The following is a 25,810-nucleotide window of genomic DNA, read 5'->3' as shown; positions in this document are numbered from 1 at the left end:
CACAGGCCGTTGTCCACAGGGGTGGCCGACCTCTCGGGGGCCCGGCACAGTGGTGGACGTGGACAGCGTTCGGCGGTGGTGGCAGGAGCTGACCGGCCTGGTGCTGCCGGCCGAGTGCGCTGGCTGCGGGCGTGCCCGTACGGCCCTCTGCCCCAGGTGCCGGACCGCGCTCGCCGGCGCCGCGCCGCGCCGGGTACGGCCGGTGCCCGAGCCGCCCGGGCTGCCCGCCGTGCACGCGGCGGCCCGGTACGCGGACGAGGTACGGGCCGTGCTGCTGGCGCACAAGGAACGCGGGGCGTTGGGGCTGGCGCGGCCGTTGGGGGCGGCGTTGGCGGGGGCGGTGCGGGTGGGGTTGGGGGAGGTGGGGGAGGGGGAGGGGCCCCCGTCCCCCGGCATTCCCCGCGTGCCGGACCCACGCTTCTCGGATCCACGCCTCGGCAACGTCCTCCTCGTGCCCGTCCCCTCCGCTCCCCGGGCCGTCCGGGCCCGTGGGCACGATCCCGCCCGTCGTGTCGCCCTCGCCGCGGCCGGTGAGTTGCGCCGGGCGGGGATGCCGGTGCGGGTGGCCGCGGTGCTGCGGCAGCGGCGGGCGGTGGCCGACCAGTCGGGGCTCAACTCCCGGGAACGGCTGGAGAACCTGACGGGCGCGCTGGCGGTGGCGCCCGGTGGGGCGCGGGTGCTGTGCGGCGGGTCCGTGGTACTCGTCGACGACCTCGTCACGACGGGCGCCTCGCTCGCGGAGGCGGCGCGCGCCGTGCGCGTGGCGGTGGCCCGGGAACGGACGGCCGCGGCGGAGCCCGTCGGGGCGGTCGGGTGGACCGAAGGCGGTGAAGGCGCGACGGCTGTGTACACGGGCGTCACCCGGGAAGGCAGAAGAGTACGTCCGTCCGGAGTACGCGAGGGAGGTGCGGACCGGGTGCCGGAGGGACCGGCGGGCGACGGCGGTGCGGGTCATGTGGTCTGCGCGGCCGTGGTGGCGGCGCCGCCCGACGCTTTCGAAATGGGCAGGAACCGCCGGAGAACGTGAGTCGTTGCAGGTAATGAGAAGGTCAATTCACCTGAACGGAGGTACGCCGCAGTAGAGGGTGACGACATCCGTCCGGGCGAGATATGTTCGGTTGTGAGGGAAAGCCGCAGGCCACACCTCTCCATTGCGAATGCCGTGTTGCGGTTTTCGGCTATCACCCGCAGCACCTGGGGTGGAGATCTCGTCCATGGGGGAGGAGGAGGTGGAAGTCACCGAGTCCGAGGTTCCGGGTTCGCCGGAGCCTGGTGCAAAAGGGAGATGCTCCGCCGTTGATGCGGAGCGATCCGGGAACGGAGTTCTGCGTGGACATCGTCGTCAAGGGCCGCAAGACCGAGGTGCCCGAGCGGTTCCGCAAGCACGTGGCCGAGAAGCTGAAGCTGGAGAAGATCCAGAGGCTCGATGCCAAGGTGATCAGCCTCGACGTCGAGGTGTCCAAGGAGCCCAACCCCCGACAGGCCGACCGGAGTGACCGAGTGGAGATCACGCTCCGCTCCCGCGGTCCGGTGATCCGGGCGGAGGCAGCGGCCAGCGACCCGTACGCGGCGCTCGACATGGCGGCGGAAAAGCTGGACGCCCAGCTGCGCAAGCAGCACGACAAGCGTTACACGCGACGCGGCGCACGCCGGCTCTCGGCAGCGGAGGTCCCCGACCACGTCCCGGGCGTCGCGACCCTCAGCGGCAACGGCAGTCCCCTCCCGGCCGACGAGTCCGAGGGCGTGCCCACCAAGAAGATCGGCTCGCTCGAGGTGCAGGGCGAGGGTCCCCTCGTGGTGCGCGAGAAGACCCATGTCGCCGCACCGATGACCCTGGACCAGGCCCTCTACGAGATGGAGCTGGTCGGGCACGACTTCTACCTCTTCGTCGACTCCGAGACGAAGGAACCCAGCGTCGTCTACCGGCGGCACGCCTACGACTACGGCGTGATCCACCTCAGGACGGACACGATGGTCACGCAGGAGCACGCGCCCGAGGCGGGTGGCGCGCTGGGCGGATGATCCGGCCCTGTGACAGCTGAGCAGGTGCCCCTGGAGCGCTTGTGCGCCCCCAGGGGCATCCGTGTGCGACCCCTTCGCGCACCGCTCGGTGACCGCGTTGCCGTCCGGGCATGGAATCATGGCGGCAACGGCTCAACCGGTGGGTCGTTGCCTTGCGTTGGCGATGGCCCAGGACCACGGCCACAGCCTTCAGGGGGAGGAACGATGGCGGACAGCTTCGGACCGATGCATGACGGGGATGCCGTCGACGGCGTCGTCGGCATGGGCCCGGACGCGGGCACTCCCCGCAAGGAGCCGATCAGAGTCCTTGTCGTGGACGACCACGCCTTGTTCCGCCGTGGGCTGGAGATCGTGCTCGCGGCCGAGGAGGACATCCAGGTCGTGGGCGAGGCGGGCGACGGTGCCGAGGCGGTGGACAAGGCGGCCGACCTGCTGCCTGACATCGTGCTGATGGACGTGCGGATGCCCAAGCGCGGTGGTATCGAGGCGTGCACGTCCATCAAGGAGGTGGCTCCCAGCGCGAAGATCATCATGTTGACGATCAGCGATGAGGAAGCCGATCTCTATGACGCGATCAAAGCGGGTGCGACCGGATATCTCCTGAAGGAGATTTCCACGGACGAGGTGTCGACGGCGATTCGCGCGGTGGCCGACGGGCAGTCGCAGATCAGCCCTTCCATGGCGTCGAAACTGCTCACCGAGTTCAAGTCGATGATTCAGCGGACCGACGAGCGCCGGCTCGTGCCGGCGCCGCGGCTGACGGATCGTGAGCTGGAAGTTCTCAAGCTCGTCGCGACGGGGATGAACAACCGGGACATCGCCAAGGAGTTGTTCATCTCCGAGAACACCGTGAAGAACCACGTGCGCAACATTCTGGAGAAGTTGCAGTTGCACTCCAGGATGGAGGCCGTGGTGTACGCGATGCGGGAGAAGATCCTCGAGATCAGGTGAGGACGCGGGCGATCTCCCGGGTGAGCGGCTCGCGCAGGTCCGGGGCGTCCACCCGTTCCACCCGTACGTCCGTGCAGTCCACCCAGCCCGCGGCCTCGGCCAGGGCCTGGGCCACCGCCGGGACCGCCTTAGGCCCGTCCAGGGTGATCTGCTTGGCGACGAGTGTGCGGCCCTCGCGGGTCGGGTCGACGCGGCCGACGAGACGGCCGCCCGCCAGGACCGGCATGGCGAAGTAGCCGTGGACCCGCTTCTGCTTGGGGACGTACGCCTCCAGGCGGTGGGTGAAACCGAAGATGCGTTCGGTGCGGGCCCGTTCCCAGACGAGGGAGTCGAAGGGGGACAGGAGCGTCGTGCGGTGGCGGCCGCGCGGGGGCGTTCGCAGCGCCTCGGGGTCGGCCCAGGCCGGTTTGCCCCAGCCTTCGACGGTGACGGGGACCAGGCCGGAGTCGGCGATCACCGCGTCGACCTGCTCGCCCTTGAGCCGGTGGTAGTCGGCGATGTCCGCGCGGGTGCCGACGCCGAGGGACCGACCGGCCAGGCGGACCAGGCGGCGCAGGCATTCGGCGTCGTCGAGCTCGTCGTGCAGGAGGCCGGCCGGGACGGCGCGCTCGGCCAGGTCGTAGACGCGTTTCCAGCCGCGGCGTTCGACGCAGACGACCTCGCCGTACATCAGGGCGCGCTCGACGGCGACCTTGGTGCCGGACCAGTCCCACCACTCGCTGGTCTTCTTCGCGCCGCCCAGTTCCGTGGCGGTGAGGGGGCCCTCGGCGCGGAGCTGTTTGACGACCTGCTCGTAGGTGCCCTCGGGGAGGTGGTGGTTCCAGTGGGGGCGGTTGCGGTAGGCGCGGCGGCGGAAGGCGAAGTGGGGCCACTCCTCGATGGGGAGGATGCAGGCGGCGTGGGACCAGTACTCGAAGGCGTGCGTGTCCTTCCAGTAGGCGTTCTCGACCGTGGTGCGGCCCACGGCTCCCAGACGGGCGTACGGGATGAGCTCGTGGGAGCGGGCGAGGACGGAGATGGTGTCGAGCTGGACGGCGCCGAGGTGACGCAGGACGCCGCGGACGCCGGCCCGGCGGTCGGGTGTGCCGAGGAAGCCTTGCGCCCGCAGGGCCAGGCGGCGGGCCTCGTCTGCGGAGAGCTCTGCGGTCGGACGCGGGGTGGTCATGCTGCGCACGATAGGGGGTGGGTGTGACAGCGGGGCGTGAGCTGCGGGTTCGCCCGGACGGAGGCGGCGCGGGCGTGGTCCTTCGGCCGTGGGCCCAGGGGGCGCCGGTGCGGGTCTCCCGGCCGTGGGCTCAGGTGCCGGACGGGCCGGCGGCGGGCGCGGTGGACGGCGCCGGCACGTAGGGCGCCGCCGAGGGCAGGCCCAGGTCGGACGGGAGCAGGGAGCCCACCCAGCAGTCCCGGCGCACTCCCTTGTTGTTGACGGCGGAGCGCAGGGTGCCCTCCAGGGTGAAGCCGGCGCGTTCGGCCACCGCGCGGGAGGCGGTGTTGCCGACTTCGGCGCGCCATTCGACGCGGTCGACGGCGAGGCCGGTGAAGGCCCAGCGGGAGGCGGCGAGCACGGCCTCGGTGGTGTAGCCGCGGCCGCGGTGTTCCCTGGCGGTCCAGAAGCCGATCTCGACGGTGCCGAGGGAGCGCATCGTGAGGCTGTTGACGCCGGCGAGGGTGTGGTCGGGGAGGAAGACGCCGAAGGTGAACAGGGTGCCGTCGGCCCAGCCTTCCGGGGCGAGCTGTTCGGTGAAGCCGCGGGCGTGTTCGGGCAGGTAGGGCGAGGGGATGGTGGTCCAGCGCTGGATGTCGGGGTCCTGGGCGGCGGCGTGGACCGCTTCGGTGTCCCGGGGGCCGACGGGGCGCAGGACGAGGCGGTCGGTGGTGAGGGTGACGGGCTGCATCGGCCGATTGTGCGCGGGGCGGGGCGCGGGCGCCACGTCTTCGCGCGCGGTGAGCGGGTGATCACCGTCAGCGCGATTCGTTCGCGGGGGACGGCACCATCCGCGGGCCCCGGGCGTTGTGCCCTGTGGAGGAGAATTCCGCAATCCGTGCGCGGCCGTGTGCGGTCCTCGTCACGTCAGGCCTCCCGGCGTGGTGGGGTCCTCGCATACGATGGCCGTTGCTCAGTAAGTCAAAAGGGAAACCGACCGTCCCAGGCCCGACCGGCAAGGAGACCAACCCCCGTGTCCGTCCTCTCGAAGATCATGCGTGCAGGCGAAGGCAAGATCCTGCGCAAGCTGCACCGCATCGCGGACCAGGTCAACTCCATCGAAGAGGACTTCGTCGACCTCTCCGACGCCGAGCTGCGGGCCCTCACCGATGAGTACAAGCAGCGGTACGCCGACGGGGAGAGCCTCGACGACCTGCTGCCGGAGGCGTTCGCCACGGTGCGCGAGGCGGCCAAGCGCGTCCTCGGCCAGCGGCACTACGACGTGCAGCTGATGGGTGGTGCGGCCCTGCACATGGGCTACGTCGCCGAGATGAAGACCGGTGAGGGCAAGACCCTGGTGGGTACGCTGCCGGCTTATCTGAACGCCATCTCCGGAGACGGCGTCCACCTCATCACGGTCAACGACTACCTGGCCGAGCGCGACTCCGAGATGATGGGCCGCGTCCACCGGTTCCTCGGTCTCTCCGTCGGCTGCATCCTCGCGAACATGACGCCGGCCCAGCGCCGCGAGCAGTACGGCTGCGACATCACGTACGGCACGAACAACGAGTTCGGCTTCGACTACCTGCGCGACAACATGGCGTGGTCCAAGGAGGAGCTCGTCCAGCGCGGCCACAACTTCGCCATCGTCGACGAGGTCGACTCCATCCTGGTCGACGAGGCCCGTACGCCGCTGATCATCTCGGGTCCGGCGGACCAGGCCACCAAGTGGTACGGCGACTTCGCCAAGCTGGTCACCCGTCTGAAGAAGGGCGAGCCGGGCAACCCGCTCAAGGGCCTGGAGGAGACCGGCGACTACGACGTCGACGAGAAGAAGCGCACGGTCGCCATCCACGAGGCCGGTGTCTCCAAGGTCGAGGACTGGCTGGGCATCGACAACCTCTACGAGTCGGTGAACACGCCGCTGGTGGGCTACCTGAACAACGCCATCAAGGCGAAGGAGCTCTTCAAGAAGGACAAGGACTACGTCGTCATCGACGGCGAAGTCATGATCGTCGACGAGCACACGGGCCGTATCCTCGCCGGCCGCCGTTACAACGAGGGCATGCACCAGGCGATCGAGGCGAAGGAAGGGGTGGACATCAAGGACGAGAACCAGACGCTCGCCACGATCACCCTGCAGAACTTCTTCCGCCTGTACAACAAGCTCTCCGGCATGACCGGTACGGCGATGACCGAGGCCGCCGAGTTCCACCAGATCTACAAGCTCGGCGTGGTGCCGATCCCGACGAACAAGCCGATGGTCCGCAAGGACCAGGCGGACCTGATCTACCGCACCGAGGTGGCGAAGTTCGAGGCGGTCGTCGACGACATCGCCGAGAAGCACGAGAAGGGCCAGCCGATCCTCGTCGGCACGACGTCGGTCGAGAAGTCCGAGTACCTGTCGCAGCAGCTCAGCAAGCGCGGCATCCAGCACGAGGTGCTCAACGCCAAGCACCACGAGCGTGAGGCGCAGATCGTCGCCCAGGCGGGCCGCAAGGGCTCCGTGACCGTCGCCACCAACATGGCCGGCCGTGGTACGGACATCAAGCTCGGTGGCAACCCGGAGGACCTCGCGGAGGCGGAGCTGCGGCAGCGCGGTCTCGACCCGGAGGAGCACATCGAGGAGTGGGCCGCGGCTCTGCCGGCCGCCCTGGAGAAGGCCGAGCAGGCCGTCAAGGCGGAGAAGGAAGAGGTCGAGGAGCTCGGCGGCCTGTACGTGCTGGGCACCGAGCGGCACGAGTCGCGTCGTATCGACAACCAGCTGCGTGGCCGCTCCGGCCGTCAGGGCGACCCGGGCGAGTCGCGTTTCTACCTGTCGCTCGGGGACGACCTGATGCGGTTGTTCAAGGCGCAGATGGTCGAGCGCGTGATGTCGATGGCGAACGTGCCGGACGACGTGCCGATCGAGAACAAGATGGTCACGCGCGCGATCGCGTCCGCCCAGTCGCAGGTCGAGCAGCAGAACTTCGAGACGCGCAAGAACGTCCTGAAGTACGACGAGGTCCTCAACCGGCAGCGTGAGGTCATCTACGGCGAGCGGCGCCGTGTCCTGGAGGGTGAGGACCTGCACGAGCAGATCCAGCACTTCATGGACGACACGATCGACGCCTACGTCACCGCGGAGACCGCCGAGGGCTTCGCGGAGGACTGGGACCTGGAGCGGCTGTGGAGCGCGTTCAAGCAGCTCTACCCGGTGAAGGTCACGGTCGAGGAGCTGGAGGACGCGGCCGGTGACCGGGCCGGTCTGACCGCCGAGTTCATCGCCGAGTCCATCAAGGACGACATCCGCGAGCAGTACGAGGCGCGTGAGGCGCAGCTCGGCTCCGAGATCATGCGTGAGCTGGAGCGGCGGGTCGTGCTGTCGGTGCTGGACCGCAAGTGGCGTGAGCACCTCTACGAGATGGACTACCTCCAGGAGGGCATCGGTCTGCGCGCGATGGCGCAGAAGGACCCGCTGGTCGAGTACCAGCGTGAGGGCTTCGACATGTTCACCGCGATGATGGACGGCATCAAGGAGGAGTCCGTCGGCTACCTGTTCAACCTGGAGGTCCAGGTGGAGCAGCAGGTCGAGGAGGTGCCGGTCGAGGAGGCCGCGCCGGTCGACATGGAGAAGCAGGACGTGGTGCCGGCGCAGGCGGGCGGGCGGCCGGAGATCCGCGCCAAGGGTCTGGACGTCCCGCAGCGGCGGAACCTGCACTTCTCGGCGCCGACCGTGGACGGTGAGGGCGGCACCGTCGAGGGCGACTTCGACAGTGACGGTGAGCCGGTCCGCTCGGAGGCCGACGGTCTGACGCGCGCGGAGCGGCGCAAGCAGGCGAAGGCGGGGCGGCGCCGTAAGAAGTAGGCGCAGGGGCAGTGCTCCGTAGGACGTGAGGGCCGGGTCACCTGGGGTGGCCCGGCCCTCACGTCGTGCCCAGGGGGGCGGGGTCTGCGGCCGGTCCGCGGGGAGGCCGGCCGTCGTCCGGGTGGCGGGTTTCCGGTGTCAGTCGTCCGTGGGGCGGGGCCCGCGGGGGCCGCCCAGTTCGACGGCTGTGCAGCGCCAGCGGTGGTCGGTGCCGAGTTCGAGGCGGAAGGCCATGGCGCGGAGGCGGTCGCCGGCGCCGATGCGGGCGAAGGCCTCGATGGCGCCGGGGCGGGGGACGTAGTAGCCGATGTCGCGGACGACGGGGCGGATGCCGCGGGGGGTGCGCAGGGGGCCGCGTTCGGCGAGGTGGGCCAGGTCGTCGTAGGCGCGGCCGAGGGTGTGGCGGAGCATGGAGTGGACGGGCCGCCGGCCGCTGAGGACGGCCAGGAGGCGGTCGGCGAAGAGGTCGGTGGGGCGCGGTTGCGGCTGCTGGGGGAGGGGCCTGTGGGGGGTGCGGGCCGGGCCGGTGGGAGGCGCGGTCCGCGCGGCCGTGCGGGGCGCGAGGCCGTTGGGGGTGCGGGGCGGGGTGCCGGCGGGGCGGCGGGTGTCGCGGCGGCCCGGAGGGCGGGTGCCGGCGGTGTGCTGGGTCCGCGTCATGACCTTGTTCAAGGGGGTCCCCGTTTCGATGGTCGCCCGGCCAACTCTCTACCGGGCGGTAACTTGCCGTCGCCGATCTTGTACTCGGTCGCGGTGCGTGACGGCAACACGACGGAGGGTGCCGGACGGCCGTCGGGGTGATTCACCTATCAGGGTGGCCGTCGGCCGTGGACGCCCGGGAGGGCGGGGGTGCGCCGGGTGAGTTCCGGGGCGTGGGGTTGACGTCTGGAGGGGGTGGACGGGAACCCGAAAGGGGACTCCCGCACGTATCCTGAAGGCGCTCCGGAGACGCGGGACTGCCCTCCCCGGAGCACCGAGCGGAGCCTCCGACAAGGAAAGAGCGGCCCACCATGCGCGTCTACGTCCCCCTGACCCTCCCCGGTCTCGCCGAGGCGCACAAAACGGGGGAGCTGGGGTCCGGGCCGCTCGTCGCGTACGCCGTCACGCCCGCGCTGCGCGAGTGGTACCTCTCCGACGACATCGAGGAACTGGAGTACGCGGCCCTCGGCCGGGCCGCGCTCGCGTCGCTGCGGCTGCTGGCGGCGGACCCGGGCGCGCCGCGCCGGCGGGTCGTCGTCGCCGCGGACGTGCCGGACGGCGCGGCCGTGTCCGATCCCGACCGGGGGCTGGATCCCGCGGCGCTCGGCGAGGTGCGGGTGGCCCGGTCCGTGCCGCTGGCCAAGGCGGCGTCGGTGCACGTCGACGGCGAGGACGCGGAGGCGGACGTGGCCGCCGCGGCCGAGGCGCTGGCGGCGGCGGACGGCGGCGACGACGACGCGCAGTTCGTGGTGGACGGCGCCGAGGACCACGAGCTGTTGTGGTTCGCCGCGCAGGAGATCCCCCACCTGGTGGGCTCCGGGGACTGAGGCGGCGGCCTGACGGCCCGGGGCGACGGGGACCGCCGGCGGACTCTCGCTTGTCAGGGGCGGCGGGTACGTTTGCGGGCATGGGGAAGTCAGCGGCGCACATCGTCTGGGACTGGAACGGCACGCTGTTCCACGACAACGACGCGATCATCGGGGCGACGAACGCGGCGTTCGTCGAGTTGGGGCTGGAACCGATCACCTTGGAGCGGTACCGCGCGCTGTACTGCGTGCCGGTGCCCAAGTTCTACGAGCGGCTGCTGGGCAGGCTGCCGACCGGCGCCGAGTGGGAGGTCATGGACGCGGTCTTCCACCGGCACTACACCGAGCACCGGGTGCGGTGCGGGCTCACCGAGGGGGCGGCCGAGCTGCTCGCGCGGTGGCGGTCGGCGGGACACAGCCAGTCGCTGCTGAGCATGTACGTCCACGACGAGCTCGTTCCGCTGGTGCGGGGTTTCGGCATCGAGCCGCACTTCGTACGGGTCGACGGGCGGACCGGGCCGTCCGGGGGCAGCAAGGCGGAGCACATGGTGCGCCATCTGCGGGCCCTGGGGACGGCCGACCCGGAGCGCACGGTGGTGATCGGTGACGCCGCCGACGACGCGGTGGCGGCGCTGCACGTCGGGGCGCGGGCCGTGCTGTACACCGGCGGCTCGCACGGCCGGGGCAGCCTCGAAGAGGTGGGGGTGCCGGTGGTGGACACGCTGGAGGAGGCCGTGGACATGGCGGAGCGGATGGCCGCGTAGTGCCGCCCCGACCGCGGGATTCCGGACGGCGGCGCCCCCTGGGGGCGCCGCGGGGTGGTGGTTCCGGCCGGCGGGTCAGGTCGCTGGCGCCTTGGCGCGCAGCACGGTGAGGAACTCCCGCATCCAGGCCGGGTGGTCCGGCCAGGCGCGGGAGGAGACCAGGGAGCCGTCGACCACGGCCTCGGTGTCCTGGAAGGTGGCGCCGGCGGTCTGCATGTCGAGCTCCAGCGCCGGGTACGCCGTGACGTGGCGGCCGCGGAGGCTGTCGGTCGCGGCGGTCAGGAGGGGACCGTGGCAGATCTGGGCGACCGGCTTGTCGGCGTCGAAGAACGACTTGAGGATCTTGCGGAGTTCGGGGTCGTTGCGGAGGTACTCGGGGGCGCGGCCCCCGGGGATCACCACGGCGGCGTACTGGCCCGGGTCGACCTCGGAGAAAGCCAGGTCGGCGGGCCAGGTGTAGCCGGGCTTCTCGGTGTAGGTGTCGAAGCCGGGCTCGAAGTCGTGGACGACGAACCGGAGCTGTTTGCGGGCGGGGGCGGCGATGTGGACCTCGTAGCCCTCCTCGCGCAGGCGCTGGTAGGGGTAGAGGACCTCCAGGGATTCCGCTGCGTCGCCGGTGACGATGAGGATTTTCGCGGTCATGTCGGGCGGCTCCTCTCGGGCGGGCGCTCTGCCAGCAACGTGCCTCTTGGGGGCGCCCTTGCCAAGAGGTGGGGGTGATTTCAGGGTGCCCGGGGGCAGGGCCCGCGTCGACTTTTCCCGCCGCCCGGGGAAGGCGGACCCGCGCCGCGGGCGGGCGGCGCGCAGCCGGCGCGGGACACGCCCGCGGAGGCGGCGCCGGGGCACGCGCTGCCACGGCGCGCTTCCCGTCCGCGGCCCCTCCGCACGTCCGCGGCCCCTCCGCACGCCCGCGGCCCCTCCGCACGCCTGCGGCCCCTCCGCACGCCTGCGGCCCCTCCGCACGCCCGCGGCCCCTCCGTACGCCCACGCCTCTCGCGCAGAACGCTTCCGTCCGCGGTCTCCCATCCACACCACGCCCGGCTCCGCCCCTGTGCAGAACGTCAAACTTCCACCCCCTGTTTTGTACACATACGGCTCATGACGGGCCCCCGGTGCGGAGCGATAGCCTTGGTGGCGTGATCAGCGCGATATCTCGCGGGGGCGCTGTTGCCCCTGCCCCGCGCCCGGTGACCGCGGACGACACCCGCGGCCGGGCGCCGGTCGCTGGTCCTCGCGGGCGGGACGGGGGCGCAAGGACCCCCAGGACGCCGTACCTCCTCCGGAAGCGGGCGGTGCGGAGAGCAGCGTCACATCCCGGGGCAGCGTCGGGAATGGCTGATTACCCCCCGCTCATCTCACCTTGCGGCATAGCGTCGAAGCAGACCGGAGACCCCGCGTCACGGCGTCACGCCACGGGGGAAGAGACCGTATTTCCTTCAACGTCACGCAACGGCGCGCGACAGGAGCCAGAGGACAATGCAGACCAAGCTGGACGAAGCCAAAGCCGAGTTGCTCGAGAGGGCGGCCCGGGTCGCTGAGAACAGCCCGGTCGGGGGGCACCTTCCGACCGGGACGACGGGCGAGGGCACTCCGGGGATCCCGGACCGCGACGCTGTGCTCACGTTCCTCCAGCGCTACTACCTGCACACCGCCCCGGAGGACCTCACCGACCGCGACCCGGTCGACATCTTCGGAGCCGCCTTCTCCCACTACCGGCTGGCCGAGAACCGGCCCCAGGGCACCGCGAACGTGCGCGTCCACACCCCGACCGTCGAGGAGAACGGCTGGACGTGCAGCCACTCCGTCGTCGAGGTCGTCACCGACGACATGCCCTTCCTGGTCGACTCGGTGACGAACGAGCTGACCCGGCAGGGGCGGGGCATCCACCTCGTCATCCACCCGCAGGTCGTGGTCCGCCGCGACGTCACCGGCAAGCTCATCGAGGTGCTGCCCGCGGCGCCCGCCGCCGACCTCCCGCACGACGCGCACATCGAGTCGTGGATCCACGTCGAGACGGACCGCGAGACCGACCGCGCCGACCTCAAGCAGATCACCGCCGACCTGCTGCGCGTCCTGTCCGACGTCCGCGAGGCCGTCGAGGACTGGGAGAAGATGCGGGACGCGGCCCTGCGCGTCGCCGACCGGCTGGAGGACGAGCCCGTCCCCGGCGACCTGCCCTCGCCCGAGGTCGAGGAGGCCCGCGAGCTGCTGCGCTGGCTGGCCGCCGACCACTTCACCTTCCTCGGCTACCGGGAGTACCAGCTGCGGGAGGACGACTCCCTCGCCGCCGTCCCCGGCACCGGCCTCGGCATCCTGCGCTCCGACCCGCACCACGCCGGCGAGGACAGCCACCCCGTCAGCCCCTCCTTCGAGCGGCTCCCGGCCGACGCCCGCGCCAAGGCGCGCGAGCACAAGCTGCTCGTGCTGACCAAGGCCAACAGCCGGGCCACCGTGCACCGGCCGTCCTACCTCGACTACGTCGGCGTCAAGAAGTTCGACGCGGACGGCAACGTCGTCGGGGAGCGGCGCTTCCTCGGACTGTTCTCCTCCGCCGCCTACACCGAGTCCGTCATGCGGGTCCCGGTCGTGCGGCGCAAGGTCGGGGCCGTGCTGAAGGGCGCCGGCTTCTCGCCCAACAGCCACGACGGGCGCGACCTGCTCCAGATCATGGAGACCTATCCGCGCGACGAACTGTTCCAGACGCCGGTGGACGAACTGAGGTCCATCGTCACGTCCGTGCTCTACCTGCAGGAACGCCGACGGCTGCGCCTCTACCTCCGGCAGGACGAGTACGGCCGCTACTACTCCGCGCTGGTCTACCTGCCCCGCGACCGCTACACCACCGCCGTCCGGCTGCGGATCATCGACATCCTCAAGGAGGAACTGGGCGGCACCAGCGTCGACTTCACCGCCTGGAACACCGAGTCGATCCTCTCCCGCCTGCACTTCGTCGTCCGCGTACCGCAGGGCACCGAGCTGCCGGAGCTGTCCGACGGCGACCGGGAGCGCATCGAGGCCCGGCTGGTCGAGGCCGCCCGGTCCTGGGCCGACGCGTTCGCCGAGGCGCTCACCGCCGAACTGGGCGAGGAGCACGCGGCGGAGCTGCTGCGCCGCTACAACAACGCCTTCCCCGAGGGCTACAAGGCCGACCACCCGCCGCGCTCCGCGGTCGCCGACCTCGTCCACCTCGAACGGCTCGACGAGGAGCGCGACTTCGCCCTCAGCCTGTACGAGCCGGTGGGCGCCGGCCCCGACGAGCGCCGCTTCAAGATCTACCGCAAGGGCGACGCGATCTCCCTGTCGGCCGTGCTGCCGGTCCTCAACCGCCTCGGCGTCGAGGTGGTCGACGAGCGGCCGTACGAGCTGCGCTGCGCGGACCGCAGCATCGCCTGGATCTACGACTTCGGGCTGCGCATCCCCCGCTCGCTGAGCGGCGGCAACGGCGACCACCTGGCCGACGACGCCCGCGAGCGGTTCCAGGAGGCCTTCGCCGCGACCTGGACCGGCAAGGCGGAGAACGACGGCTTCAACGCCCTCGTGCTGGGCGCCGGGCTGACCTGGCGGCAGGCGACGGTGCTGCGCGCGTACGCCAAGTACCTGCGGCAGGCCGGCTCCACCTTCAGCCAGGACTACATGGAGGACACCCTCCGCACGAACGTCCACACCACGCGTCTGCTCGTCAGGCTGTTCGAGGCACGGATGTCGCCGGACCGGCAGCGCGCCGGGCACGAGATCGTCGACGCGCTGCTGGAGGAGCTGGAGGCCGCGCTCGACCAGGTGGCCTCCCTCGACGAGGACCGGATCCTGCGGTCCTTCCTCACGGTCATCAAGGCGACCCTGCGCACCAACTTCTTCCAGAAGTCCGCGGACGGCGCGTCGCACGACTACGTGTCCATGAAGTTCGACCCGCAGGCCATCCCCGACCTGCCGGCGCCGCGCCCCGCCTTCGAGATCTGGGTGTACTCGCCGCGGGTGGAGGGCGTGCACCTGCGGTTCGGGAAGGTCGCGCGCGGTGGTCTGCGCTGGTCCGACCGGCGCGAGGACTTCCGCACCGAGATCCTCGGCCTGGTCAAGGCGCAGATGGTGAAGAACACCGTCATCGTGCCGGTCGGCGCCAAGGGCGGATTCGTCGCCAAGCAGCTGCCCGACCCGAGCGTCGACCGCGACGCGTGGATGGCCGAGGGCGTCGCCAGCTACAAGACCTTCATCTCGGCGCTGCTCGACATCACCGACAACATGGTCGCCGGCGAGGTCGTCCCCCCGGCGGACGTGGTCCGGCACGACGAGGACGACACCTACCTGGTCGTCGCCGCCGACAAGGGCACGGCGACGTTCTCCGACATCGCCAACGAGGTCGCGCAGTCGTACGACTTCTGGCTCGGCGACGCCTTCGCCTCCGGCGGCTCCGCGGGCTACGACCACAAGGGCATGGGCATCACCGCCCGCGGCGCCTGGGAGTCCGTCAAGCGGCACTTCCGGGAGCTGGACGTCGACACGCAGACCGAGGACTTCACCGTCGTCGGCATCGGCGACATGTCCGGTGACGTGTTCGGCAACGGCATGCTGCTCAGCGAGCACATCCGCCTGGTCGCCGCCTTCGACCACCGGCACATCTTCATCGACCCGCACCCCGACGCGGCGACCTCGTACGCCGAGCGCCGCCGGCTGTTCGAGCTGCCGCGCTCCAGCTGGGCCGACTACGACACGGGGCTGCTGTCGGCCGGCGGCGGCGTCTTCCCGCGCACGGCGAAGGCGATCCCGGTCAACGCGCACGTCCGCGAGGCCCTCGGCATCGAGACCGGCGTCACCAAGCTGACCCCCGCCGACCTGATGAGGGCGATCCTCAAGGCGCCGGTGGACCTGCTGTGGAACGGCGGCATCGGCACCTACGTGAAGGCGAGCACGGAGTCCCACGGCGACGTCGGCGACAAGGCCAACGACGCCATCCGCGTCGACGGCGCCGACCTGCGCGTCAGGGTCGTCGGCGAGGGCGGCAACCTGGGCCTGACCCAGCTGGGCCGCATCGAGTTCGCCCGCAACGGCGGCAAGATCAACACGGACGCCATCGACAACAGCGCGGGCGTGGACACCTCCGACCACGAGGTGAACATCAAGATCCTGCTCAACGGCCTGGTCACCGACGGCGACATGACCGTCAAGCAGCGCAACAAGCTGCTCGCCGAGATGACCGACGAGGTGGGCCGGCTCGTCCTGCGCAACAACTACGCGCAGAACACGGCGATCGCCAACGCCCTCGCCCAGTCCCGGGACATGCTCCACGCCCAGCAGCGCTTCATGCGCCACCTGGTGCGCGAGGGCCACCTCGACCGGGCGCTGGAGTTCCTGCCCACCGACCGGCAGATCCGCGAGCGCCTCGCCTCCGGGCACGGCCTGACCGGCCCGGAGACGGCCGTGCTGCTGGCGTACACGAAGATCACCGTGTCGGACGAGCTGCTGCACACCTCGCTGCCCGACGACCCCTACCTGCGCGGTCTGCTGTACGCGTACTTCCCGACGGCGCTGCGCGAGGCGTTCCCCGAGCACATCGACAGCCACCCGCTGCGCCGTGAGATCACCACGACCGTGCTGGTCAACGACACCGTCAACACCGGCGGCACGACGTACCTGCACCGGCTGCGGGAGGAGACCGGCGCCTCGCTGGAGGAGATCGTGCGGGCGCAGACCGCGGCCCGGGCGATCTTCTGCTCGGCGCCCGTGTGGGACGCGGTGGAGGACCTCGACAACCGGGTCGAGGCCGAGATCCAGACCCGGATCCGCCTGCACTCGCGCCGTCTGGTCGAGCGCGGCACGCGCTGGCTGCTCAACAACCGGCCGCAGCCGCTCCAGCTCGCCGAGACCGTCGACTTCTTCGCCGAGCGCGTCGAGCAGGTCTGGTCGCAGCTGACGAAGCTGCTGCGCGGCGCGGACCTGGAGTGGTGGCAGAAGATCTACGACGAGCTGACCGGCGCCGGCGTGCCGGACGAGCTCGCCACGCGGGTCGCCGGGTTCTCGTCCGCCTTCCCGGCCCTGGACATCGTGTCGGTGGCCGACCGCACGGGCAAGGACCCGCTGGACGTCGCCGAGGTGTACTACGACCTCGCCGACCGCCTGCACATCACGCAGCTCATGGACCGCATCATCGAGCTGCCGCGCGCCGACCGCTGGCAGTCCATGGCCCGCGCCTCCATCCGCGAGGACCTGTACGCGGCGCACGCGGCGCTGACCGCGGACGTCCTGGCCGTCGGCAACGGCACCTCGACGCCCGAGCAGCGCTTCAACGCCTGGGAGCAGAGGAACGCGGCGATCCTGGGCCGGGCGCGCACCACGCTGGAGGAGATCCAGGGGTCGGAGACGTTCGACCTGGCCAACCTGTCGGTGGCGATGCGGACGATGCGGACGCTGCTGCGGACGCATTCGTAGGCGCACGGATCCGTAGGCGCACGGAAGGGCGCCCCCCGGTGGTCCGGGGGGCGCCCTCGTCGTGGTGCGGGCCGTGCGGGGCCGGTGGCGCGGGTGGCTAGGCGGCCGGCTTCGGCTGGGGCTTCTTCTTCGACTTGTCGCCCGTGAAGGCCTCGTAGGCCTGCATGACCTCCTCCGTCGGGCCGTCCATGCGCAGCTCGCCGCGCTCCAGCCACAGCACGCGGTCGCAGGTGGTGCGGATCGCCGCGTTGCTGTGGCTGACCAGGAACACCGTGCCCGCGTGCGCGCGCATCTCCTGGATGCGCTCCGCCGACCGCGCCTGGAACCGGGCGTCGCCGGTGGACAGGGCCTCGTCGATGAGCAGGACGTCGTGGTCCTTGGCGGCCGCGATGGAGAAGCGCAGCCGGGAGCCCATGCCGGAGGAGTAGGTGCGCATCGGCAGGGAGATGAAGTCGCCCTTCTCGTTGATGCCGGAGAAGTCGACGATCTCCTGGTAGCGCTCCTTGATCTGCTCCCGGGACATGCCCATCGCGAGGCCGCCGAGGTGGACGTTGCGCTCGCCGGTCAGGTCGCCCATGAGGGCCGCGTTGACGCCGAGGAGGGAGGGCTGGCCGTCGGTGTAGATCTTGCCGCGCTCCACCGGCAGCAGGCCCGCGACCGCCTTCAGCAGCGTCGACTTGCCGGAGCCGTTGGTGCCGATCAGGCCGATGGCCTCGCCCTTGTGGGCGACGAAGGAGACGTTCTTGACCGCGTGCACCGTGCGCACGCCGGCCGCCTTCTCGCTCTGCTTGCGGCGCAGGATGCGGTTGAGGGCCGCGGTCGCGGAGCCGCGGCCGGCGCCGGTGCCGTTGACCCGGTAGACGATGTCGACGCCGTCCACGACGACGGTGGGGACCGGCTCGTCGGCGCCGACCGGCGCGTCGGCGGGTGCGGTGAGCTTCGCTGTGTCAGCCACGGCCGTAGGTCTCCTCAGCCTTCCAGAAGTAGATGAAGCCGCCGACGCCGGCGAACAGGGCCCAGCCGATCGCCCACGCCCACACGTGCGGCGGCAGCTGGTCGGCGTGGAAGCTGTCGATGAGCGCGAAGCGCATGAGGTCGATGTAGACGGCGGCGGGGTTGGCGCGCAGCAGGTCGTCGAGCCAGGTCGGCCAGTCGTGGTGGCTCTTCAGCAGGTTGTCGATGCTCCACATCACGCCCGAGACGTACATCCAGGTGCGCAGGACGAACGGCATCAGCTGCGCGATGTCCGGGGTCTTGGCGCCGATCCGGGCCAGGACCCCGGACACGCCCGCGTTGAACAGGAACTGCAGGATCAGGACCGGGACGCACAGCACCCAGGAGAAGGCCGGCGGCACGCCGACGACGAGCAGGATGACCACCAGGGCGGCCATCGAGAACAGCAGCTGCTGGAGCTGCTGGAGACAGAAGGAGATCGGCAGGGCGGCGCGCGGGAAGTGCAGGGCGCGGACCAGGCCGATGTTGCCGGAGATCGCGCGGGTGCCGGCCATGATCGAGCTCTGGGTGAACGTCCACACGAAGACGCCGGTGACCAGGAACGGGATGAAGTCCGCGACGCCCCGCTTGGTGCCCAGCAGGACGCCGAAGATGAAGTAGTACACCGCCGCGTTCAGCAGGGGTGTCATGACCTGCCAGACCTGGCCCAGCTTCGCCTGGCTGTACTGCGCGGTGAGCTTGGCCGTGGCGAACGCGCTGATGAAGTGGCGGCGCGCCCACAGCTGGCGGACGTAGTCCGGCAGGGAGGGGCGGGCGCCGCTGACCGAGAGGCCGTGCCGGGCCGCGAGGGCCGCGAGGTCTTCGGGGACCGCGGGCCGCGTCTGGGGCGGTGTGGGGAGGACCTGGCTCACATCCGCTGCTTTCACTCGGGGGAGGGGGGGTGCGCGTTCCGGCTCGCCGCCGCGTCGGCAGGCGTTTTCTCACGCTTCTCTTGACGTTTTCTTACGTCGGAACGGGACCGTATCGTCGCAACGTGAGCGTAGGTCCATCGGCGTCGGAACGCAACCGTTTCGTCGTCACGCCGAGACCGGTGCGTGGCGGTGACGGTCCGGTTCCGTCGGGCGTGCCGCGTGGGGACGGGTCCGTATCGTCGCAACGCCCTATGCTGGTCCGCATGACGACGAACGCCGACGGCCCCCAGCCGCGTCCGCGCCGCCGTGCCCCCGCGGGAGCGGCCGTGCTCCGGGAGGACGTGACGGAGGCCATCCGGGCCGCCGTGTTCGAGGAGCTCGCGACCGTCGGCTACGCGCGCATGTCCATCGAGGGCATCGCCCGGCGCGCCGGCGTGGGCAAGACCGCGGTGTACCGGCGCTGGCGTTCCAAGCTGCACCTGGTGCTGGACGTCGTGTCGGCGATCGCGGTGCAGGGACTGCCGGCGCCGGGGACGGGAAGCCTCGAGGGCGACCTGCGGGTGCTGTACGAGGTGACGTCACGGGCGCTGCGGCATCCGGTGGCCTCGCAGGTCATCCCGGACCTCCAGGCCGAGGCGGCCCGCAACCCCGAGATCGCCGGGGCGATGCAGAAGGCGCTGCGCGACGGGCAGGAGGGGGTCGCCCTGCGCATCGTGTCGGAGGCGGTCCAGCGGGGCGAGGTGAGCCCCGCACTGGACGACGAACTGGCGCTCGACCTGATCTCGGGCCCGTTGTACTGGCGCTCGGTGGTGATCCGCAGCCCGAAGCTGCCCAAGGGGTACCTGGCCGCACTGGCGCGGGCGACCGCCGAGGCGATCAAGGCGCTGTGAGCGCGGGGCGGGCCGCGGAAGCGGGCGGCGGCGCCTCCCGCGGGGGTTCCGGACGGCGTCCGGCCCGCTCTACTCCTCCTCCGGCGCCGCCGCGTCCAGCGCGGCGGTGAGCCGGTCGAGGCGTTCGCGCAGTTCGCGGATCTCCTCGAGGCCGAAGCCGGTGGCGTCGGCGATCCGGCGCGGCACCCGCAGGGCGCGCTCGCGCAGCGCCGTGCCCTCCTCGGTCGGGCGGACCACCACCGAGCGCTCGTCGCGGACGCTGCGCTCGCGCCGCACCAGTCCGGCCGACTCCAGCCGCTTCAGTAGCGGCGAGAGCGTGCCGGAGTCCAGCCGCAGGTGCTCGCCCAGCTTCTTGACGGGCAGTTCGCCCTCCTCCCACAGGACCAGCATCACCAGGTACTGGGGGTAGGTCAGCCCGAGGTCCTTGAGGATCACGCGGTAGACGCCGTTGAAGGCACGCGAGGCGGCGTGCAGGGAGAAGCAGATCTGGCGGTCCAGGCGGAGCCAGTTCTCCTCGGCGGCGGCAGCGGCAGCCGCGGGAGTGGATGTCGACATCGGGGTCATGCCTCCAGGGTAGCTCTGGCGAGCCATTTAGTTGTGCACAATTGAATTGTGTGCTCTACTTGTGGTCGTGGGACGGCCCGGACGCCGAAGGACGCTCGGGCCGGCCGCCCCCGACACCGATTTCCGAGAGGGATGGTTCATCCATGGACGCGCTCTACACCGCAGTCGCCACCGCCACCCACGGCCGCGAGGGCCGCGCGGTCTCCTCCGACGGCACGATCGACCTCGCGCTGGCCATGCCGGTGGAGATGGGCGGCAACGGGCAGGGCACCAACCCGGAGCAGCTCTTCGCCGCCGGGTACGCGGCCTGCTTCGGCAGCGCGCTCGGCCTGGTCGGCCGCGCGGTGAAGGTCGACGTCAGCGACGCCGCCGTGACCGCCGAGGTCGGCATCGGCAAGCAGGGCGAGGGCTTCGGCCTCAAGGTCGCGCTCCGCGTCGAGCTGCCGGACACCGTGGACGAGGCGACCGGCCGCAAGCTGGTCGAGCAGGCCCACCAGGTCTGCCCCTACTCCAACGCCACCCGCGGCAACATCGAGGTCGAGCTCGTCATCGAGTGACCCGGGCGTCGGCGCCGGCCGGTCCCGGCGGGCGCCTCACCCCGCGATCCGCGCCAGCACCTCCCCCGTCCGCCGGCTCCACGCCACCACCACCGCCTCCTCGGGCAGCGGGTGCCGGCGCGTGAGCAGCAGCCAGCGGACGCGGTGGCGGCGGGCGATCGCCGACCGCTCGACGCGGGTCGACGCCGGGGAGAGGTAGGCCTCGACGTCGGCGAGCCGCCGCAGCCGCTCCCGCTCCTCCAGCGCCGCGTCCGGCCAGGCGGGCGCGGCGAGGTTCACCCCGTACCCGGCGATCGCGTGGACGGCGAAGTAGCCGTCGGTGAGCACCACCTCGCCGGGCCTCATGTGCCGCGCGGCCCAGTCGTACGAGGGCCAGCGCGGCGGCTGCGCGAAGCCGACCGGATCCAGCGCGCGCGGTACGACCGCCCCGGCGTGCACGGTGAGCAGGCCGAGGCAGGCCCCGCCCGCCGCGACCGCCCCCAGCGCCCGCCGCCGCGCGCCCCACGGCCGGGGCGCCGCCAGTTCCACCGCCAGCGCCCACTGCAGCGGCACCAGGGTGAGACCGAGGACGCGGCCGTAGGTGTAGTGGCCGCTGACCCAGCCGTACGCCACCACCAGGCAGTCCAGGGCGAACATCAGGACCAGCGGATCGCGCGCCGACCGCCGCCCGCGCCGCCACAACGCCGGCAGCCCCAGCAGCGCCAGCCAGAAGTGCCCCGCCGGCCCCTCGTACAGCCGCCGGTGCATCGCGTCCACGCTGCCGTCCCCGGCCAGCGCGAACACGTCGCAGTACGGCCAGGCGGCGGCGACCAGCAGCGCCGTCACGACGGCCGCACCCCACCTCACCGCCAGGCCCGCCCGCCACCCCCGCTGCCACCCCGCGACGAAGGCCGCGCCCCCGGTCGCCGCCGCGATCGCCGTGATCGGGTGCACCAGGAGGATCACCCCGTACCACGCGCCCACCGCCCCGTACCCGGTGAGGCCGCGCAGCCCGGCCGGACCCACGAACCGCACCCGGCGCCCGTCACGCGCGCGTGCCGCCGTCGACGCCCACGCCCAGAAGGCGAGCCCGATGGCGAAGGCGGACGGATAACCGAGGTTGCCGGTCATCGACATCAGGCCCAGGTAACCGCTCCACCAGGCCCGTTCGGTGCCCCACAGCAGGGTCATCGCGACCAGCGCGAGCACCGGCGCCCACGGCCGGGGCGTCAGCACGCGCGTGAAGCGCCCGATGCCGGTCAGCAGCACCAGCAGGTTCACCGGCCCGGCGACCCGCAGCACCTCCCAGCCCGTCAGCCCGGTCAGCCGGGCGAACGCCCCCTCGGCCACCGCGTACGGCGAGTAGTAGGGGCTGCCCGCCCCCGGCAGGTCCGCCGTCGGATGGCGCGGGTGCAGGAGGTCCGCCTTGAGGCGCTCGACGACCGCCGCGTGCTGGCCGGCGTCGCAGCACGACGGCACCCGCCAGTACGCCAGTGACATCACCAGCCAGAACAGGAACCCGCAGACCTGGTACGGGGTCGGACGCCACACCCGTCCGCCGCGCAGCGCCGTCGCACCGCGCAGCGGACGCCGGACGAGGGCGTCGACACTCATCGGACCGCGGGGAACGGGGGCACGGGAGGCATTGGCCATATGTTCCCGCCCGGGTCACCGGCCTTGCCGCCCTCACCTCATCGAGTGAACCAGATCGGGCCTTTCCCGGCCCGGCAGGCCCGGCAGCGCGACCCGCTCCCGTACGAGGGACTCCAGCAGCAGCGGCACGCCCAGCACCGGCAGCAGCCACGCCTGCACGATCAGCCGGTCTCCCCAGATGGCGATGTCCGGGTGCCCGGCCTGGGTGAGGATCCCGGTGAAGGCGGCGGCCGCCGCGAAGAGACCGAACGCCCGGCGCGGCCCGCGCGCCGCCCCCCACGCCCCGGCCGCCAGCGCCGCCACGAACAGCGGCTGCCACAGCTGCCGGCGCAGCCACTCCCCCCAGAAGTTCCCCTGGAGCTGCCAGAACTCCGGCCACACGCGCGTGCGGTCCGGCCGGGAGAAGTGGTGGGTCAGCAGGTCCTGGAGGCTCTCCGTCTCCGAGGGGTACCGCAGGTGCCGCGCCAGCAGCAGCGTCCCCAGCACCCCGCACGCGCCCGCGACGGCGACCACGGCGACCCCGCGTCCCACCGGCCGGCCGCGCCACCGGCGCCGCACGGCGATCAGCGCGGCCGCGCCCGCCAGGCACAGCCCGAGGAACAGGGCCTGCGAGTGCTTGACGGCGAACAGGGCGGCCAGCGCGCCGCCCACCAGCCACGCGCCCGCCCGCACCCGCCCGTCCAGGGCCAGCGCACAGCCCCACACCGCCGTCAGGGTCAGCGCCAGCATCAGCCCTTCGGTCATCGGACGCATCGCGGTCGCGCCGCACGGCAGGACGTAGTAGAGGGCCTGCCCGGCCAGACGGACGCGGGCGGGCGCCCGCAGCGCCCGCAGGACCAGGAAGGCCAGCACCCCGCCCACCGCGGTCACCACGACGCCGGCCGCCCACAGACCCCACGTCACGCCGAACAGGGAGAGGAAGGGGACGAGGAACGCCGGGTAGCCGGGCCGCGCCTCGAAGATGCGCATGAAGCGCTCCGGCATGAACGGCACCGTGTGCCCGCCGGTCTGCCCCGCCGCCAGCCGCGCCCCGACGGTGCGCCACTCGCGGGCCCGGCACTCGGCCGTGATCCGCGGGGTGGGGTCGGCGCGGTGGAAGCGCACCACGTCCACCCGCTGCCGGCGGACGGCGACCGAGGCCTCCCCCTCGCACACGAAGTCGATCGTCGCGGCCGCCGCCTCCCGCTTGTCCTCGCCGCTCAGGCTCAGCGCGTACGACAGGTAGTTCTTGCTGTCCGGGGTGTCCCGGCCGGTGACGTTCGCGAGCTGGAGCAGCGCGAACACGGTGGCCAGGACCAGCGCCCAGGTGCGCGGCCGAGGTCCCGGCGGCCGTCCGCCGGCCGGGCGCGGACCCGTCCTCCGCGTCCTCATGTGGACGCCAGCAGGTCGGGCGCGGTGGCCGGTCCCGGGACCCGCGCCGGCGCGCGCTCCGGCTCCGGCATCGGCTCGCCCAGCAGCAGGGTCCGTACGACCCGCTCGGCGGCCCGCCCGTCGTCGAACGCGCAGAACCGCCGGCGGAAGACCGCCCGCAGCCGCGCCGACTCCTCGTCCCGCCAGTCTCCGGAGGAGAACAGCCGGGCCAGCTCCCGGTAGCTGCGCGACACGTGGCCGGGCGCCTCGGCGGTGATGTCGAAGTAGGCGCCCCGGCTCGCCGCGTACGCGCCCCAGTCGTCGGCGTGGACGACGACCGGCCGGTCCAGGTTGGCGTAGTCGAACATCAGGGCGGAGTAGTCGGTGACCAGGACGTCGGAGGCGAGCATCACGTCCTCGACGTGCGGCTCGTCCGTCGCGTCGACGAGGATCCCGCGCCGGTGCAGCTCGCTCAGACCGAGGCCGCGCGCCGGACCGGTCGCCAGGGAGGGGTGCAGACGGACGACGAGGGTGTGGTCCGCACCGAGGTCGGCGGCGAAGCGGGCCAGGTCGATCCGGTCGACGTGGCCGCCGCGCCGGTAGTCGCGGCGCGTCGGCGCGTACAGCACGACCGTGTGACCGGCGGGGATCCCGAGCCGGGCACGCACCTCCGCACCCGTGTCCACCCCCGGCCCCGCGCGCCCGTCCGCCGCCGCCCGCGCGGCGGCGTGGACCAGCACGTCGTTGCGCGGGCTGCCGGTCCGCACCGACGTGAAGTGGCACGGGTACGCCCGTTCCCACACCAGTTCGGAGTGCGGGTTGGCGACCAGGCTGTAGTCCCAGCGGTCGGCGCGGCGCAGCATCTGCGGCACGTCCACGCCGTACCGGGCGCCGGGCTTGTCCAACAGGTCCGCCGCCATGTACTTCAGCGGGGTGCCCTGGTGGGTGTGGACGTGGACGCTGCCGGGGCGTTTGACCAGCGCGCCCGGCCAGTTGACGTTGTTGACGAAGAAGCCGGCCCGTGCGGTCAGCCGGTGGTAGGCGGGGGAGCCGAGGAGCACGTGCTCGACACCGTCCGGGAGCCGCGCGGCCGTCTCCTCGTCGCGCACCACCCACACCCCGCGCAGCTGCGGGGCGATCTCCCGGGCCTTGCGGTAGACGGCCCCCGGATCACCGAGCACGCCCCGGTGCGAGAACGCCGAGTACACGACGAGCCCCGGATCCAGCGGGCGCCGCGCCCGGACCGGGGCGAGGCCCCGGCGCACCCGCGCCCCCGCCGCACCCCGCACCTGCCCTCCGCGCCGGGCGATCTCCCGGCCGGCGCGCCCGGCCAGCCGGGAGATCCGGTAGGCCGCGTAGCCGCCCTCCAGCACCCGCAGCCCGGCCGGCACCGGCTCGCCGGGCCCGCCGCCGGGCTCCGGGCCGGGCCGGCGGGCACGGAACATCTCGGCCGTCCGGCGGAAGAACTCGCCCCTGTCCGACGGCGGCAGCCGGTCCGGCTTGGCCAGGATGTCGAGGCAGTGCTCGCCCATCTTGCGGTGCAGGTAGGGACGCCAACCCGCCAGCTCCGGACGGGAGTCGACGAAGGCGAAGACCCGCTCGTACTGGTCGTGGACGTCGAAGTGCTTGCGGCTGGTGGTGGACAGGATGTTGCCCTGGCGGCGCTGGCGGTAGTACAGGCAGATCCGGTCCAGCGTGGCGATGCGCTCCGCGCTGAGCATCACCGGGAACGTCCAGGGGGTGTCCTCGTAGTAGCCGGGCGGGAAGCGGAAGCCGTTCTCCTCCACGAAGCCGCGCCGGTACGCCTTGTTCCACACGACCATCAGCAGGTCGAGGATCTCGGGGCGCTCGGCGGCCGTGAACGTGCCGTCGCCGCAGTCGGCGAGGACCTGCGCGAGGGCGTTGCGGCGGGTGCCGCCCCACCAGTGGGTGCGGGCGTAGTCGAAGACCAGGACGTCGGGGTCGCCGGTCTCGTCGAGGCGGTCGGCCATGGCGCGCAGCGCGCCCGGGGTGAGGGTGTCGTCGCTGTCGAGGAAGAGGAGGTGGTCGCCGTTCGCGTGCGGCAGGCCCGCGTTGCGGGCGCGCCCGAGGCCGACGTTCTCCGGCAGGTGCAGGACCCGCACCCGGTCGTCGCGGTCCGCGTACTCGTCGAGGATCGCGCCGCAGCCGTCGGGGGAGCGGTCGTCGACGGCGATGACCTCGAGGTCGCGGTACGACTGCTCCAGGACCGAGTCGAGACACTCGCGCAGGAAGCCCTGCACCTTGAAGCAGGGGACGATGATGCTGAAGCGGGGCACTGCTG

At 72.1% G+C, this 25,810-nt stretch carries 19 protein-coding genes; 9 read left to right on the top strand and 10 right to left on the bottom strand.

Features of this window, described 5'->3' with window-relative positions; genetic code table 11:
• The first annotated feature begins 58 nt into the window (after window positions 1-58).
• From ACH4F6_RS37505 to ACH4F6_RS37495, 3 genes are all read left to right on the top strand, one after another.
• Window positions 59-1,027: a ComF family protein gene (locus tag ACH4F6_RS37505; RefSeq protein WP_397964961.1), complete on the top strand. Its 969-nt coding sequence runs from the start codon at window positions 59-61 to the stop codon at window positions 1,025-1,027.
• Window positions 1,028-1,329: 302 nt separating this feature from the next.
• A complete protein-coding gene (gene hpf / locus ACH4F6_RS37500) occupies window positions 1,330-2,022 on the top strand; it encodes a ribosome hibernation-promoting factor, HPF/YfiA family (protein WP_397964960.1) in 693 nt (230 codons plus the stop codon).
• Between the two features lie 204 nt (window positions 2,023-2,226).
• Window positions 2,227-2,973: a response regulator gene (locus ACH4F6_RS37495; RefSeq protein ID WP_397964958.1), complete on the top strand. Its 747-nt coding sequence runs from the start codon at window positions 2,227-2,229 to the stop codon at window positions 2,971-2,973.
• Here ACH4F6_RS37495 and ACH4F6_RS37490 read toward each other — a convergent pair.
• A complete protein-coding gene (locus tag ACH4F6_RS37490) occupies window positions 2,966-4,138 on the bottom strand; it encodes a winged helix-turn-helix domain-containing protein (RefSeq protein ID WP_397964957.1) in 1,173 nt (390 codons plus the stop codon). The two genes, ACH4F6_RS37495 and ACH4F6_RS37490, sit on opposite strands and share 8 nt — an antisense overlap.
• Window positions 4,139-4,268: 130 nt before the next feature.
• Complete coding sequence (locus tag ACH4F6_RS37485) at window positions 4,269-4,868, bottom strand: GNAT family N-acetyltransferase (RefSeq protein WP_397964955.1); 600 nt, start codon at window positions 4,866-4,868, stop codon at window positions 4,269-4,271.
• Window positions 4,869-5,150: 282 nt separating this feature from the next.
• Here ACH4F6_RS37485 and secA point away from each other — a divergent pair, with 282 nt between their 5' ends.
• Window positions 5,151-7,964 carry a preprotein translocase subunit SecA gene (gene secA, locus ACH4F6_RS37480; protein ID WP_397964954.1) on the top strand — a complete coding sequence of 938 codons (2,814 nt, stop codon included), beginning with the start codon at window positions 5,151-5,153 and terminating at the stop codon, window positions 7,962-7,964.
• Window positions 7,965-8,102: 138 nt separating this feature from the next.
• Here the strand turns inward: secA and ACH4F6_RS37475 are convergent, their stop codons facing one another.
• The gene (locus ACH4F6_RS37475) at window positions 8,103-8,633 is read right to left on the bottom strand and encodes an Rv3235 family protein (protein WP_397964953.1); all 531 of its coding nucleotides are present in this window, start codon (window positions 8,631-8,633) and stop codon (window positions 8,103-8,105) included.
• A gap of 338 nt (window positions 8,634-8,971) precedes the next feature.
• On the opposite strand from ACH4F6_RS37475, the gene ACH4F6_RS37470 reads away from it, so the two are divergent.
• Together ACH4F6_RS37470 and ACH4F6_RS37465 are read left to right on the top strand one after the other, a co-directional pair.
• Entirely contained in the window at window positions 8,972-9,487 is a 516-nt protein-coding gene (locus tag ACH4F6_RS37470) for a DUF6912 family protein (protein WP_397964952.1), read from the top strand.
• Between the two features lie 80 nt (window positions 9,488-9,567).
• Window positions 9,568-10,230 carry an HAD family hydrolase gene (locus tag ACH4F6_RS37465; RefSeq protein WP_397964951.1) on the top strand — a complete coding sequence of 221 codons (663 nt, stop codon included), beginning with the start codon at window positions 9,568-9,570 and terminating at the stop codon, window positions 10,228-10,230.
• Window positions 10,231-10,305: 75 nt separating this feature from the next.
• On the opposite strand, the gene ACH4F6_RS37460 is transcribed toward ACH4F6_RS37465, so the two are convergent.
• Window positions 10,306-10,872 (bottom strand): DJ-1/PfpI family protein, encoded by a 567-nt coding sequence (locus ACH4F6_RS37460; RefSeq protein ID WP_397964949.1) that lies wholly within the window; start codon window positions 10,870-10,872, stop codon window positions 10,306-10,308.
• Between the two features lie 834 nt (window positions 10,873-11,706).
• Here ACH4F6_RS37460 and ACH4F6_RS37455 point away from each other — a divergent pair.
• Window positions 11,707-16,650 (top strand): NAD-glutamate dehydrogenase, encoded by a 4,944-nt coding sequence (locus ACH4F6_RS37455; RefSeq protein ID WP_397964947.1) that lies wholly within the window; start codon window positions 11,707-11,709, stop codon window positions 16,648-16,650.
• Between the two features lie 97 nt (window positions 16,651-16,747).
• On the opposite strand, the gene ACH4F6_RS37450 is transcribed toward ACH4F6_RS37455, so the two are convergent.
• Window positions 16,748-17,605, bottom strand: coding sequence for an ABC transporter ATP-binding protein (locus ACH4F6_RS37450; protein WP_397964945.1), 858 nt, complete (start codon window positions 17,603-17,605; stop codon window positions 16,748-16,750).
• Window positions 17,598-18,515 carry an ABC transporter permease gene (locus ACH4F6_RS37445; protein WP_397964943.1) on the bottom strand — a complete coding sequence of 306 codons (918 nt, stop codon included), beginning with the start codon at window positions 18,513-18,515 and terminating at the stop codon, window positions 17,598-17,600. The genes ACH4F6_RS37450 and ACH4F6_RS37445 overlap by 8 nt, the downstream gene beginning before the upstream one ends.
• A 251-nt stretch (window positions 18,516-18,766) precedes the next feature.
• On the opposite strand from ACH4F6_RS37445, the gene ACH4F6_RS37440 reads away from it, so the two are divergent.
• Entirely contained in the window at window positions 18,767-19,405 is a 639-nt protein-coding gene (locus tag ACH4F6_RS37440) for a TetR/AcrR family transcriptional regulator (protein ID WP_397964941.1), read from the top strand.
• A 69-nt stretch (window positions 19,406-19,474) separates the two neighbouring features.
• Here the strand turns inward: ACH4F6_RS37440 and ACH4F6_RS37435 are convergent, their stop codons facing one another.
• Window positions 19,475-19,969 carry a MarR family winged helix-turn-helix transcriptional regulator gene (locus ACH4F6_RS37435; protein WP_397964939.1) on the bottom strand — a complete coding sequence of 165 codons (495 nt, stop codon included), beginning with the start codon at window positions 19,967-19,969 and terminating at the stop codon, window positions 19,475-19,477.
• A gap of 143 nt (window positions 19,970-20,112) precedes the next feature.
• Between ACH4F6_RS37435 and ACH4F6_RS37430 the strand changes: the two genes are divergently transcribed.
• Entirely contained in the window at window positions 20,113-20,526 is a 414-nt protein-coding gene (locus ACH4F6_RS37430) for an organic hydroperoxide resistance protein (RefSeq protein ID WP_397964938.1), read from the top strand.
• Window positions 20,527-20,562: 36 nt separating this feature from the next.
• On the opposite strand, the gene ACH4F6_RS37425 is transcribed toward ACH4F6_RS37430, so the two are convergent.
• From ACH4F6_RS37425 to ACH4F6_RS37415, 3 genes are all read right to left on the bottom strand, one after another.
• On the bottom strand, window positions 20,563-22,119 hold the full coding sequence (locus ACH4F6_RS37425) for a hypothetical protein (RefSeq protein WP_397964936.1): 1,557 nt from the start codon (window positions 22,117-22,119) through the stop codon (window positions 20,563-20,565).
• 72 nt (window positions 22,120-22,191) lie between these two features.
• Window positions 22,192-23,529, bottom strand: a complete 1,338-nt coding sequence (locus tag ACH4F6_RS37420; RefSeq protein WP_397964934.1) for a hypothetical protein — start codon at window positions 23,527-23,529, stop codon at window positions 22,192-22,194.
• Window positions 23,526-25,805, bottom strand: a complete 2,280-nt coding sequence (locus ACH4F6_RS37415; protein WP_397964932.1) for a CDP-glycerol glycerophosphotransferase family protein — start codon at window positions 25,803-25,805, stop codon at window positions 23,526-23,528. The genes ACH4F6_RS37420 and ACH4F6_RS37415 overlap by 4 nt, the downstream gene beginning before the upstream one ends.
• Window positions 25,806-25,810 lie beyond the last annotated feature (5 nt).

The sequence above is a fragment of the Streptomyces sp. NPDC017936 genome (assembly GCF_044328485.1).
Lineage (GTDB): Bacteria > Actinomycetota > Actinomycetes > Streptomycetales > Streptomycetaceae > Streptomyces.
Note: the sequence above shows the minus strand (reverse complement) of the source record. Positions and strands in the feature narration are given on the sequence as shown.

What these genes read in the sequence shown, in the direction of transcription:
- ACH4F6_RS37495 (WP_397964958.1), top strand. Translation starts at nt 2,227, where the DNA reads ATGGCGGACAGCTTCGGACCGATGCATGACGGGGATGCCGTCGACGGC.
- ACH4F6_RS37490 (WP_397964957.1), bottom strand. Translation starts at nt 4,138, where the DNA reads ATGACCACCCCGCGTCCGACCGCAGAGCTCTCCGCAGACGAGGCCCGC.
- ACH4F6_RS37485 (WP_397964955.1), bottom strand. Translation starts at nt 4,868, where the DNA reads ATGCAGCCCGTCACCCTCACCACCGACCGCCTCGTCCTGCGCCCCGTC.
- ACH4F6_RS37470 (WP_397964952.1), top strand. Translation starts at nt 8,972, where the DNA reads ATGCGCGTCTACGTCCCCCTGACCCTCCCCGGTCTCGCCGAGGCGCAC.
- ACH4F6_RS37465 (WP_397964951.1), top strand. Translation starts at nt 9,568, where the DNA reads ATGGGGAAGTCAGCGGCGCACATCGTCTGGGACTGGAACGGCACGCTG.
- ACH4F6_RS37460 (WP_397964949.1), bottom strand. Translation starts at nt 10,872, where the DNA reads ATGACCGCGAAAATCCTCATCGTCACCGGCGACGCAGCGGAATCCCTG.
- ACH4F6_RS37455 (WP_397964947.1), top strand. Translation starts at nt 11,707, where the DNA reads ATGCAGACCAAGCTGGACGAAGCCAAAGCCGAGTTGCTCGAGAGGGCG.
- ACH4F6_RS37440 (WP_397964941.1), top strand. Translation starts at nt 18,767, where the DNA reads ATGCTGGTCCGCATGACGACGAACGCCGACGGCCCCCAGCCGCGTCCG.
- ACH4F6_RS37435 (WP_397964939.1), bottom strand. Translation starts at nt 19,969, where the DNA reads ATGACCCCGATGTCGACATCCACTCCCGCGGCTGCCGCTGCCGCCGCC.
- ACH4F6_RS37430 (WP_397964938.1), top strand. Translation starts at nt 20,113, where the DNA reads ATGGACGCGCTCTACACCGCAGTCGCCACCGCCACCCACGGCCGCGAG.
- ACH4F6_RS37425 (WP_397964936.1), bottom strand. Translation starts at nt 22,119, where the DNA reads ATGAGTGTCGACGCCCTCGTCCGGCGTCCGCTGCGCGGTGCGACGGCG.
- ACH4F6_RS37420 (WP_397964934.1), bottom strand. Translation starts at nt 23,529, where the DNA reads ATGAGGACGCGGAGGACGGGTCCGCGCCCGGCCGGCGGACGGCCGCCG.